Origin of the sequence: uncultured Enterococcus sp. (assembly GCF_913775425.1) — a bacterium.
GTDB lineage: Bacteria > Bacillota > Bacilli > Lactobacillales > Enterococcaceae > Enterococcus_G.
Map to the genome: position 1 here is coordinate 1 of NZ_CAJYIS010000066.1, position 13,663 is coordinate 13,663.

General features: G+C 39.8%; 7 protein-coding genes. 1 reads left to right on the forward strand and 6 read right to left on the reverse strand.

Going from position 1 to position 13,663, the window contains the following annotated elements; all coding sequences use genetic code 11:
• The 4 genes from QZ413_RS07610 to QZ413_RS07625 form a co-directional block, all read right to left on the reverse strand.
• On the reverse strand, nt 1–434 hold a 434-nt coding region (locus QZ413_RS07610), incomplete at its 3' end, for an ATP-binding cassette domain-containing protein (RefSeq protein WP_297078899.1).
• 150 nt (nt 435–584) lie between these two features.
• On the reverse strand, nt 585–1,544 hold the full coding sequence (locus tag QZ413_RS07615) for a beta-galactosidase small subunit (protein WP_297078902.1): 960 nt from the start codon (nt 1,542–1,544) through the stop codon (nt 585–587).
• Nucleotides 1,528–3,369 carry a glycoside hydrolase family 2 TIM barrel-domain containing protein gene (locus tag QZ413_RS07620; protein ID WP_297078904.1) on the reverse strand — a complete coding sequence of 614 codons (1,842 nt, stop codon included), beginning with the start codon at nt 3,367–3,369 and terminating at the stop codon, nt 1,528–1,530. The genes QZ413_RS07615 and QZ413_RS07620 overlap by 17 nt, the downstream gene beginning before the upstream one ends.
• Before the next feature lie 20 nt (nt 3,370–3,389).
• Nucleotides 3,390–4,823 (reverse strand): glycoside-pentoside-hexuronide (GPH):cation symporter, encoded by a 1,434-nt coding sequence (locus QZ413_RS07625; RefSeq protein WP_297078906.1) that lies wholly within the window; start codon nt 4,821–4,823, stop codon nt 3,390–3,392.
• A 141-nt stretch (nt 4,824–4,964) separates the two neighbouring features.
• Between QZ413_RS07625 and QZ413_RS07630 the strand changes: the two genes are divergently transcribed.
• The gene (locus tag QZ413_RS07630; protein ID WP_297078908.1) at nt 4,965–5,867 is read left to right on the forward strand and encodes an AraC family transcriptional regulator; all 903 of its coding nucleotides are present in this window, start codon (nt 4,965–4,967) and stop codon (nt 5,865–5,867) included.
• 172 nt (nt 5,868–6,039) lie between these two features.
• Here the strand turns inward: QZ413_RS07630 and rpoC are convergent, their stop codons facing one another.
• The gene (gene rpoC / locus QZ413_RS07635; RefSeq protein WP_297078909.1) at nt 6,040–9,696 is read right to left on the reverse strand and encodes a DNA-directed RNA polymerase subunit beta'; all 3,657 of its coding nucleotides are present in this window, start codon (nt 9,694–9,696) and stop codon (nt 6,040–6,042) included.
• 74 nt (nt 9,697–9,770) lie between these two features.
• Entirely contained in the window at nt 9,771–13,370 is a 3,600-nt protein-coding gene (gene rpoB / locus QZ413_RS07640; protein ID WP_297078911.1) for a DNA-directed RNA polymerase subunit beta, read from the reverse strand.
• Nucleotides 13,371–13,663: the final 293 nt, after the last annotated feature.

Here is a 13,663-nt window from a genome sequence, read left to right on the forward strand (position 1 = left end):
CCTAGACCACTTGCCATCTCTTGGATCAACGTATCCATTTGGTAAAAATCACCTTGGTCAAGCTGCGTTTGCAATTTTCCAGCACGCTCTAGTAATTTATCGTCCATCGTTTCAGCATATTCAGTATAGGCTGCAGTTATTTGCGCTTCCATATCTAATTCTTTTTGAAAAGCTGTTTTCAAAAATTCAAAGATCGTTAACGCTTCATCCACTTCAACGTATTGATCTAAATAGCCCATGTGACAATTTTTAGGCATCGTGACTTGCCCATTATCTGGTAATAATTCGCCTGTAATGATCTTGATCAACGTCGATTTTCCAGCACCATTTTGTCCGATGAGCCCGACATGTTCCCCTTTATTGACTTGCAAATTAAGTTGTTCATATAAAATTTTATCTCCAAATTGTTGCGTAATATCAATTAAACTAAGCATTTTTCTTTCCCTTCTTCATGTACAGAACCAAAAACGCTGTAGACAAAATGTCTACAGCGTGACGCTATTTGATTCATCTCACACTGATTTACACGGATAATCCTCAAACCAGTCTAACATGCACACTCTAAAAAGTCTAGATAAGCTACTTCACTCAAATGAAAGTTCGACTTCTAACAGATGATCTTCTTGTGCGGATACCCGATAATCCGGTAACACATCGCTTCCCCAACTATCGATACCACCAACACCACGAACCGCACTATAAATAGATAATACGGTACGTCTAGCCAGCGGCAATTCCTCTTGATGGGTCGCACTTTCTAATTCTAAAGGTGTATACGGTACACACGAAAAGTGAAAGGGTTTATCTAAGGCATTTACGCGCAAGTGACTTTCATGATAAGGTACGTGACGATTGTCTAATTGTGTATCACGTGTTACTTTGACCCAGTTGGTCTCCATATGCATGCCTGAGTCTTGAGGCACAAGATACGGTGCTACTGGCAGACCTTCTACATGGTATTCCCCAGGCTTTCCACCTTGTTTGCGATCTGGATACGTCTCACCAGAAAGTCCATCATACGTAAATCCAGTAGCCAAAGTAGGCATGATCATGCGTATTCCAAAAACAGGTAATTCAGGAAGATCAGCCTGTCCGTGATATCGCGCAGTCACTTTGATCGTACCTTCCACGCCTACAGTATATGTGATATCCGTGGTAGTTTTTGGTACAGTGATCGTTTCATACGTATACGTGATTGCTACTGTTTCGGCTTTTTGAGTCGTTTGAAATTGATTGTTTGCGGGTGCGATCGCTACTGCTGTTTGATCTTGTTGATCCACAACAACCTGAATTGCGGTACATTGAGTAAAGTGATCTGCACTTAACCACATGCCAGATTTCAAATGAAATTGACTTCCACGATCGTTGTCCGTCAATGCTCGCCAATAAGTCGGCTTGATTGGACGATACAGCCACTCGCGCTGCTTGACCTTAACTGACTCTAATCCACCGGCTACATGTGAAAATAAATAGCTAAACTCTTCACCATGAACACCTAACACGACATCGCCATAGACGACAGCTAATTTAGCGGTATTTTTCATAATAATAAGCTACCTCCTGAATTGATGGTTTGGCCTGACGTGTGGCAAACAATAATCCATTACCAGAAAATTCATAATCTGATGGACGATCATCAAAATCGCCACCATAACGTAATACTTCTTGTCCAGTCAACGGATCTTTACGTAAAATTGCTTGATCGATATAGTCCCAAATAAAACCACCTTGATAAGATTCAAATTCATCATACAATTCCATATATTCTTTTAGTCCACCTAAAGAATTTCCCATATTATGCATAAACTCACACAAGATAAACGGTTTTTGTCCATCTTGTTTAAAATAGGTACGGATTTCTTTGGGCGAAGCATACATACGACTTTCCATATCTGAAATGAAAGGTTTCATCGCCTCATCATAAAATACGCCTTCATAATGAACCAAACGAGATGAGTCGACTTTTTTATAATATGCATTCATCTCTTTTAATGTTTCGCCGACGAAAGATTCATTTCCTAGTGACCAAAATAAGATCGATGGATGGTTTTTAAACCATTCATAATTGGAAATCGCTCGATCCAACGTCACTTCACGCCATACTGGATAATCACCAGGAACATTCCAAGACGGTTCGATCGCGCCCATTTTTTGCCAAGAACCATGGGTTTCTAAGTTAGTTTCAGCCATCATATAGATTCCTGCATGATCACAACGATCGTAAAACGATAAACGATTCGGATAGTGTGATGTACGAACGGCATTAATAGCATTTTCCTTCATAAACTCAATATCGAACTGTTCATCTTCATCTGTAATGACGCGACCACTTTTCGCATTCCATTCATGACGATTGACGCCATTTAATTTCAAACGTCGACCATTTAAATACATGACCTTATCGTTTAAGACCAATTCACGAAAACCAAACGTTACAGGTGTATACGAAATGACTTTATCGTCTTTTAAGATCTCAACAATCACTTGATAACACTCTGGTGTAGTGACATCCCATAATAAAATATCAGAAAGTTCGAATTCGATCATTTTCTCACTCGACGTCTTTTGTAACAGCTCGTGTCCATCTTTTTGTACAGTATAACGATAACACGCTCCTTCATCGCGTAATACTTTTAATTCGATCGCTACTTTTCCTGTTTTTTCTTGACTATTCACCTTAGGCTTTACTGTGATATCTTCCAAATGAATAGGGTTTTCACCAATCAATTCGACCGAACGAAAGATCCCAAAAAAACGAAAGAAATCTTGATCTTCTAAAAAAGCAGCTGTGCTTCGTTTATATACTTCGACAGCTAATAAATTATCATTCGCTTTTAAAAATGGTGTCAAATCAAATTCTGAAGGTGTGAAACTGTCTTCTGCATAACCGATAAATTCCCCATTTAACCAAATATACATCGCTTGCTCTACACCGTTAAATCGAATCCTTACTGGACGATCAAGTAGTGCTTCTTCTAGATCAAAGGTCAAGCGATACGAGCCCACTGGATTTTCTGGATCTTGGCTAAACATCCCTTGCGTTTGATCTGGGCGACGATAACGTTTCCCTTCCCACGGATACATCGTATTGATATAGTGTAACGTATCGTAGTCAGAAAATTCGATATGTTGCGGAACACGAATCGTATCAAAACTAGAACCATCAAAGTCCGTCTGATAAAAATCTTTAGGACGAACTTGAGGGTTTTGACTATAACAAAAATCCCAAATACCATCTAAATTTTGTACACGTGATCGCTTTTGCTCATACATGTCTTTTGAGCTGTAGTTTATATGATCACTATGTGCATCCAAACGTCCAACACGAAATATTTCTGGTTGATCTAACCATTCAATCGATGGATTCATTCCACTACCTACTTTCTTTTTTAGCTTGCAGAAGAAACTGCTTGCTGAGCGGTAAACTCTGCTTCTAGTTCTGCTACAATTTTTTTATGTTTTTTCTCAGTTAGCGTTACTTTAAAGGCAAACACTAAACCTGAGAGAATCATTAAAGCTGCGGGTAAATAAAACGCATAAATCTTAAAGACGGTAACATCTTTCGTCGTGATTTCTTGGAACGTAGCGTTACCTGTCATGCCGGCTGCGATCGCTACAATTCCTACGATCCCGTTAGATAATGCACCAGCGATTTTGTCTAATAATGGACGAATCGATAAGGTAACAGCTTCATTCCGTACCCCATTTTTCCATTGACCATATTCAACAGCATCCGTAATCGTCATCAATGCGGACAAAAAGATCAATTGTTGTGGGAAATAAAATAAAATCAAGCCGACTAAGATCAAACCTAAGTGTTGACCTGCAATACTAAAGAAAATATAAGACGATGCCATCACCGCAAGTCCGATCAAATACACATATCGTCTAGAAATCAAACGAGTTAAGGTTGGAAATAGCGGTACTGCGATAATGCCTAGCGCTGCTGCTACGAATCCTACTAACCAAAATGCTGAAGCATCACCATAAACAAATTTAAAGTACAATAACAATACAGCCGTCGTCGCGACATTCGCGATCGCATACGCAATGTATGATAATGATAACCACATCAACTGATCATTTTGTGCAATCGCTTTAAATACTGTGCGCATCGTTACTTTTTCAGTTTGTTGACGGATAACGCTATCATTTTCTTTAGTGTTTAAAGCTGTAATGATCGCACTTCCTGCAGCAACGATGGCAACGATGATTCCAAACCAAAACCAACCAGAAGCTCCTTGCTCACCTTTTTGGCCAGTCATCAAATACGTAAAGAAAATTGTAATCGGTACCACTACTAAAGTCGTTCCATTAGCACCTAGCGATGAACCAAAACGAGCAAATGTTGCCAAATTCTCACGCTCTTTTGTTTCTGTACTCAAAGCCGGGATCATTGACCAAAACGCGATATCTTTAAATGAATAAAATGAATCTAATAAGATAAAACAAATACCAAATAATATTACAAATAATACCGGGTTCGTTTCTGGTAAACCAAAAAAGTTCGTAAATAATGGAATCAATAGTAATGAACTCATCACACCACCAACAACTAGCCATGGTTTAAATTTACCATATTTGGTTCTCGTATTGTCGATGACTCCCCCAATGATTGGATCAAATAAAATCTCGACTAAACGAATCCCCACGACCAAAGTAGTGACGATCCCAATCAATTTTGCTGCTGTAGCTTTATCTGTATTGGCAAACATCGAACTGGTGACAAACAACATAAAATACGTACTTAGTGTTACATAAAATACATCATGACCAAAAGCACCAAAAGCATAACTAATTCGTTGACCTAGTTTTTTCCCCATAATCCATCATCCCTCTTAAAAAATATTTAACGCTTTCATAAACCTAGTATAGCAGTTAATAAAACGTTTTCCTTATGTTTTTGTCGCACTTATTTAACAAAATGTTGCATATTATGCTAAAGTAAGCAGAGAGGTGATTTTATGGAACAAGCGATTTTTTCAGTTTTACCACAACGAACGATCCAAGCTTCTTTGCAATTTGAATTTTGTGGTTTTTCCAAAACACTAGATCATCATTCATTTGGTCCAGCTGTACGTGATCTATATATTTTACATTTAGTGTTAGATGGTGAAGGAATGTATACCGTCAAAAATAAACAATATAGTCTTAAAAAAGGCGATTTTTTTCTGATCCGACCTCATGACACTACTTTCTACAGTTCCTCGATCAAAGATCCTTGGAGCTATATTTGGCTAGCCTTTAGCGGTGTGACTGCAGATCAGATCATCACGAAAAGCTGTTTAGAACGAGATTACTATGTCGCTTCAACGACAAATATCACACCTTATATCAGTACGATCCAAGCATGTTTAGAATTAGATCATAGTGACTTGATCCAAGAATTGAAGCTCACCGAACTGACCTATCGCTTTTTAGCTCTCTTTGTACAAGATGCGGTCAATTCTGAGCCGAATATTGCTCAAAAAGTGTCTCCACTGATCTTACAAGTGATCCAATTGATCAAAGAAGAGTATCAAACGATCTCAATCCAACAATTGGCTGCAACTCTAGCTGTCAATCGTAGTCATCTTTCACGTCAATTCAAAAAAGAGATGAATATGACGATCCAACAATGGTTGATGAGTATTCGGATCAATCAAGCTGCTTTTTTACTAATCAATACCGATCAAAGTGTTGAAAGCATCAGTGAAGCTGTCGGGTTCTCTAGTTTGGTTTCATTTAGTCGTGCTTTTCATCGCTATACTAATGAAGCTCCGACTACTTATCGTAAACGTGTACATCAACCTGAAGGCTCTATCGATTCTTTTGAAACGTTGATCAGACGTATCGCAAAACAATCCCCTACGACTCGTTCCACATAAAAAAGGTGATGTGACAAAAATCTGTCACATCACCCAAAAATCAAATAAACAGCATACCCGAAATAGTAGTTTCAAAAAAAGCCGAATAATAACCGAAATAGACAAAGCTATTATCGGAATTATTCGGCTTATTTCATTTAGCTGTCCATTTCTGACACAGCTTCATTTTTGATTATACTTCTTGATTGTTTGCCAATGCATCTTCGACAGCCATTTGTGCTTCAATATCAGAGATACTGTAGACATTTTCGCTTACGACTGATACTTCTTTTGGCTCCATGTTACGGTAACGAGCCATACCAGTACCAGCAGGAATAATTTTCCCGATGATAACATTTTCTTTCAATCCAAGTAATGGATCTTTTTTACCACGGATCGCAGCATCTGTTAATACACGAGTTGTTTCTTGGAATGACGCAGCAGATAAGAAACTGTTTGTTTCTAATGATGCTTTGGTAATTCCTAGTAACACTGGACGTGCAGTGGCTGGTACGCCACCTGCTACTAATGTTTCGTAGTTACGATCTTTAAAGTCAGCGATATCTAATAATGTTCCTGGTAAGATATCTGTATCACCTGGATCCATCACGCGAACTTTACGTAACATTTGACGAACCATTACTTCGATATGTTTATCGCCGATTTCTACCCCTTGCATACGGTATACACGTTGTACTTCACGCAATAGATAATTTTCAACTGATAATACATCACGAACTTGTAACAATTGTTTTGGATCGATCGAACCTTCAGTAAGTGGTGCACCACGATGAATCATGTCGCCTTCCACTACTTTCATACGTGCTGTAAATGGTACAGTATACGTACGAGTATCTGTTTGACCTTTGATCGTTACTTCTTTTGTACGTGTAGCAGAATCTTCAGAGATGTCGATTACATCACCAGTAACTTCAGTGATGACCGCTTGCCCTTTAGGATTACGTGCTTCAAAGATTTCTTGGACACGAGGAAGCCCTTGAGTAATATCGTCTCCGGCAACCCCACCGGTATGGAATGTACGCATTGTTAACTGTGTACCAGGTTCACCGATTGATTGGGCAGCGATCGTTCCAACTGCTTCACCAACTTCAACTTGAGCACCAGTCGCTAAGTTACGACCATAACAATGTTTACATACACCGTGTTTTGTATTACATGTAAATACCGAACGGATCGATACCATTTCGATTCCTGCTTCGATGATTTGTTTTGCAAGATCTTCAGTGATTAATTCGTTTGTACCCACGATAATCGCACCTGTTTCAGGATCTAAAACAGCTTTACGTGTGTAACGACCAATTAAACGCTCTTCTAGTGATTCGATGATTTCGTTACCTTCAGTAATCGCACGAATATCTAAACCACGATCAGTTCCACAATCGTCTTCACGGATGATCACATCTTGAGCAACGTCTACTAGACGACGAGTCAAGTAACCTGAATCGGCAGTCTTCAAGGCAGTATCGGTCATTCCTTTACGAGCTCCATGGGTAGAGATAAACATCTCTAAGACAGTTAGTCCTTCACGGAAGTTTGAGATGATCGGTAACTCCATGATTCGACCATTCGGAGCGGCCATCAATCCACGCATACCAGCAAGCTGAGTAAAGTTGGAGATGTTACCACGGGCTCCAGAATCTGACATCATAAAGATTGGATTTTTCGCATCTAAAGATTCCATCAGTTTTTGTTGGATTTGATCTTTAGCGCCATTCCAAACCGCAATTACGCGTTCATAACGTTCATCGTCTGTAATCAAACCACGACGGAATTGTTTCGTAATCACTTCTACTTGATGATGGGCTTCTTCAATAATTTCTTGCTTCTCATGTAAGACCATGATATCCGCAATCCCTACTGTGATCCCAGCAGTTGTAGAATGTTTGTATCCTAAGTCTTTCATACGGTCAAGCATGTGAGACGTTTCGGTTACTTTAAAACGTTTGAAGACTTCAGCGATGATATTTCCTAGATTTTTCTTCTTGAATGGTCCCACAAGTTCTTGTTCTTTGATAAACGTTGGGATATCTGATCCAGCACCGACAAAGTATTTGTCAGGTGTTTGGACTGTCAAGTTGAAATCAGTCGGTTCATTTAAATAAGGGAATTCTGGTGGCATGATTGAGTTAAAGATAATCTTACCAACAGTAGTTACCATTAATTTATTGCGTTGTTCTTCAGTAAATGGTTTGTCACCTAAAGTTTTAGGATTTACAGCAATACGTGAATGTAAATGCACGTAGCCATTGCGCCATGCAGTCACTGCTTCATCCATATCACGGAAGATCATGCCTTCGCCTTCGCGATTAGATTCTTCCATTGTTAAGTAATAGTTTCCTAATACCATATCCTGAGAAGGCGTTACAACTGGTTTACCATCTTTAGGGTTCAAGATATTTTGAGCCGCAAGCATCAACATACGCGCTTCTGCTTGTGCTTCTTCATTTAATGGTACGTGAACGGCCATTTGGTCTCCATCGAAATCGGCATTGTACGCTTCACAAACAAGTGGATGCAAGCGGATCGCACGACCTTCAACTAAAACTGGTTCAAAGGCTTGGATACCTAAACGGTGAAGCGTAGGTGCCCGGTTCAACAGTACTGGATGCTCTCTGATGACGTCTTCTAAAACGTCCCAAACTTCATCTTCTTGGCGTTCGATCTTACGTTTTGCGTTTTTGATGTTTGATGCAAGTTCGCGTTGAACTAACTCGCGCATCACAAATGGTTTAAATAACTCGATTGCCATTTCTTTAGGTAATCCACATTGATACATTTTTAAGAATGGTCCTACTACGATTACTGAACGACCAGAGTAATCGACACGTTTACCAAGTAAGTTTTGACGGAAACGACCTTGTTTCCCTTTCAACATATGAGAAAGAGATTTCAATGGACGGTTACCTGGTCCAGTCACTGGACGGCCACGACGACCATTATCGATCAACGCGTCAACAGCTTCTTGCAACATGCGTTTTTCATTTTGAACAATGATATTTGGCGCGTTTAAGTCTAATAAACGTTTCAAACGATTGTTACGGTTGATCACACGACGGTATAGATCATTTAAATCAGAAGTCGCAAAACGACCACCTTCTAATTGAACCATCGGACGTAGATCTGGAGGAATAACAGGAATAACATCCATTACCATCCAACTTGGTTTGTTACCAGAAGCACGGAAAGCTTCTAAAATATCTAGACGACGAATCGCACGTGTCCGTTTTTGACCTGAAGCAGTTTTCAATTCTTCTTTTAATTCAACAACTTCACCATCAAGATCAACAGTTTCCAACAATTGACGGATTGCTTCAGCACCCATCGCAGCATTGAATTCTTGACCATATTGTGCACGTTTTTCGCGGTATTCGCGTTCAGTCAATAATTGTTTTTTCTCTAAGCTAGTATTTCCAGCATCGATTACAACATATGAGGCAAAATAAATGACTTCTTCTAAGGCACGAGGGCTCATGTCTAATACAAGACCCATACGTGAAGGAATTCCTTTAAAGTACCAGATATGTGAAACAGGTGCTGCTAGTTCGATGTGACCCATACGTTCACGACGAACTTTTGAACGAGTGACTTCTACGCCACAACGGTCACAAACGATTCCTTTATAACGGATACGTTTGTATTTTCCACAAGCACATTCCCAATCTTTTGTAGGACCAAAAATACGCTCGTCGAATAGACCTTCACGTTCAGGTTTTAAAGTACGATAGTTAATAGTCTCAGGTTTTTTTACTTCACCATAAGACCAGCTTCTGATTTTTTCTGGAGAAGCTAAACCGATTTGCATACTTTCGAATTTATTTACATCGATCAAAAGGGGTTCCCTCCATTTCATTTCACGGCTGAATCAAACAAGTAGGTCACTTTGCTAAGCAAAGTGACTACTTTTTAATCTAACGGGTTTTTTACTGCTTCTTCATCACGAGGTAAGACAGTTGGTTTTTGATGTTGTGCATCTTTTGCACTTTGTTGTTCAGCGTATTTTGTCAACGCATCCACAGTTAGTAAATCATCATCTTCATCGTCCATGTCACGCAATTCGATTTCTTGATCTTCGATATCTAATACGCGCATATCAAGTCCTAATGATTGTAATTCTTTTACTAATACGCGGAATGATTCTGGAACACCAGGTTTTGGAATTGGTTCACCTTTAACGATCGCTTCGTATGTTTTCACACGACCAACCACGTCATCGGATTTGTACGTTAAGATTTCTTGTAAAGTATATGCCGCACCGTAAGCTTCAAGTGCCCATACCTCCATCTCACCAAAACGTTGTCCACCAAATTGAGCTTTCCCTCCAAGTGGTTGTTGCGTTACTAATGAGTAAGGTCCGATCGAACGAGCATGTAATTTGTCATCAACCATGTGGGCCAATTTGATCATATACATGACACCGACTGAAATACGTCCATCGAATGGTTCACCTGAGCGTCCATCATAAAGAACTGTTTTCGCGTCACGAGCCATACCCGCTTCACGTACAGTTTCCCATACGTCCTCATCTGATGCACCATCAAATACTGGAGTTGCTACGTGGATACCTAATTGACGGGCAGCCATTCCTAAATGCAATTCTAATACTTGTCCGATATTCATCCGTGATGGTACCCCAAGTGGGTTCAACATGATATCGACTGGTGTACCGTCTGGTAAGAAAGGCATATCTTCTTCAGGCATGATGCGTGAAACTACCCCTTTATTTCCGTGACGTCCGGCCATTTTATCTCCTTCGTGAATTTTACGTTTTTGAACGATATAAACACGAACTAGCATATTGACACCTGGTGATAATTCATCGCCAGCTTCACGGGTAAAGATCTTCACATCATGGATGATCCCGCCACCACCGTGAGGAACACGTAATGATGTATCGCGTACTTCACGCGCTTTTTCACCAAAGATCGCATGCAACAAGCGTTCTTCAGCTGAAAGTTCAGTTACCCCTTTAGGAGTGACTTTCCCAACTAATAGATCGCCATCTTTTACTTCAGCACCAATGCGGATAATCCCCATTTCGTCTAAGTGTTTCAAGGCGTCTTCACCAACGTTTGGAATCTCGCGAGTGATTTCTTCAGGTCCTAATTTTGTATCACGTGCTTCTGATTCATATTCTTCAATATGGACTGAAGTATAGACATCATCTTTCACAAGACGACGACTCATGATAACCGCATCCTCGTAGTTATACCCTTCCCAAGTCATGAAGGCTACAAGAACGTTTTGACCTAATGCCATTTCACCGTTTTCCATCGATGGTCCGTCAGCTAATGTATCCCCAGCTTCTACTTTTTCATGTAAAGAAACAAGTGGACGTTGGTTATAACTTGTACCTGAGTTTGAACGACGGAATTTTGTTACTGAGTACGTATCTAAAGTACCATTGTCACGACGAACACGAATTTCTTTCGCATCCACGTATTCAACGATTCCATCATGTTTACATAGTAAAGCAGCACCTGAGTCATGCGCTGATTTGTATTCCATACCAGTTCCGACCCATGGAGATTTAGGATTGATCAATGGAACAGCTTGACGCTGCATGTTGGCACCCATCAAGGCACGGTTGGAGTCATCGTTTTCCAAGAAAGGAATACATGCTGTCGCAACGGCAACTACTTGTTTAGGTGATACATCCATATAATCGATTTTATCAATTGAGATCTCTAAGTTTTCACTTGTTGCACGAGCCATTACGACATCGTTTGTAAACGTACCATCTTCATTTAAAAGACTGTTCGCTTGGGCTACAACATAATGATCCTCGATGTCTGCTGTTAAATAATCGATTTGATCCGTTACACGACCTGTTTCACGGTCTACACGACGGTAAGGTGTCTCAATAAATCCATATTTATTAACTTTCGCGTATGAAGCCAAACTATTGATTAACCCGATATTTGGTCCCTCAGGTGTTTCAATCGGACACATACGCCCATAGTGAGAATAATGTACGTCTCGGACTTCATAACCAGCGCGGTCACGAGTCAATCCACCAGGTCCTAAGGCTGATAGACGACGTTTGTGTGTCAACTCACCTAACGGATTGGTTTGATCCATGAACTGTGACAACTGAGAAGAACCAAAGAATTCTTTGATACTTGCCACTACTGGACGAATATTGATTAATTGTTGTGGTGTTAGTGTTTCCGTGTCTTGGATCGACATACGTTCACGTACTACACGTTCCATACGGGCTAAACCGATTCTAAATTGGTTTTGTAATAATTCACCAACTGAACGGATACGACGGTTTCCTAGGTGATCGATGTCATCTACGTTTCCGATATTTTCCATTAAGTTGAAGAAATAGCTCATTGAGGCAATGATATCTGCAGGACGTACTGTGCGTACTTCGTCTGTTGGATAACCATTACCGATCACTGTCACTTCACGCTCAGGATCTAGTGGTGAAAAGACTTTGATGACTTGAACTGTCATTGGATCAGTCACAACACCATCTTCTGAAGGATAGTACGTTACTGCGTTTAAACCATTGACTAATTGCTCACCTAAAAATTCATCCATGATTTGATGTGTGATCACAGTTCCTTTTTCAACTAAGATCTCACCTGTTTCAGGATCAACTAAGGTTTCTGCTAAAGTTAAGTTTAGTAAGCGTGTGCGTAGGTCTAGTTTCTTGTTCACTTTATAACGACCAACAGCTGCTAAATCATAACGACGTGGGTCAAAGAAACGGGCATTTAGCAAGTTACGAGAACTATCCGCAGTTTTTGGCTCACCTGGACGTAGACGTTCATAAACATCTTTTAGTCCTTCTTCAGTACGAGAATCACTTGCATTTTTGTGTAAATCTTTTTCGATCGTGTTACGTAAAGACTCACTTTCACCAAAAATCTCAAAAATCGTATCGTCAGAACCAAAACCTAATGCACGAACCAATACTGTCAAAGGAATTTTACGTGTACGGTCGATACGTACATATGAAATATCTTTGGCATCTGTTTCCATCTCTAACCATGCGCCACGGTTAGGGATCACAGTTGATCCAAAACCTTCTTTACCATTTTTATCTACTTTTCCGTGGAAATAAACTCCCGGAGAACGAACCAATTGAGAAACGATAACACGTTCCGCACCATTGATGATGAATGTTCCTTGCTCTGTCATTAACGGGAAATCGCCAAAGAATACTTCTTGAGCTTTGATCTCGCCTGTTTCACGGTTTGTTAAACGTAACGTTACGTGTAAAGGTGCAGAGTAGTTTGCATCATGTGCGCGTGCTTCTTCCACCGTATATTTCGGTGTTTTCAATTCATAGTCGACAAATTCAAGTGATAAGTTTCCATTAAAATCATCAATCGGCAAAATGTCTTCAAACATTTCTCTTAATCCTTCATCTAAAAACCATTGATAAGAGTCAGTTTGAATCTCAATCAAATTCGGTAATTCCAATACTTCACTGATCCGTGCGAAACTTCTACGTTCGCGGTGCTTTCCGTATTTTACTACGTGTCCAGCCAAGCTCTTCACCCCTCTAAAATTTCTTTCAAAATAGCTATCATAAATTTTACATTTTTATTACAAAAATTAAAATTTAGTGACAAAGAACATTTTTTACGGGTTTAGGACAAAAAAAAACCAAAAATAGATTCCCTTCGTTAAATGAAGTTTTCTACTTTTGCTCCTTATCCTACGGCCGAAACGGACAATAGATCGTTTCTGCTCCCTGCACTTGCGATAGTTTTTGCTCTATTAACTATACAGATATTTTCAGAAAAAGTCAAGGAAAAACTATTGTCTTTTCATCTTGATTA

Excerpts from the sequence above, each read along its gene's own strand:
- QZ413_RS07630 (WP_297078908.1), top strand. The coding sequence starts at position 4,965 with ATGGAACAAGCGATTTTTTCAGTTTTACCACAACGAACGATCCAAGCT.
- QZ413_RS07625 (WP_297078906.1), bottom strand. The coding sequence starts at position 4,823 with ATGGGGAAAAAACTAGGTCAACGAATTAGTTATGCTTTTGGTGCTTTT.
- QZ413_RS07615 (WP_297078902.1), bottom strand. The coding sequence starts at position 1,544 with ATGAAAAATACCGCTAAATTAGCTGTCGTCTATGGCGATGTCGTGTTA.
- QZ413_RS07620 (WP_297078904.1), bottom strand. The coding sequence starts at position 3,369 with ATGAATCCATCGATTGAATGGTTAGATCAACCAGAAATATTTCGTGTT.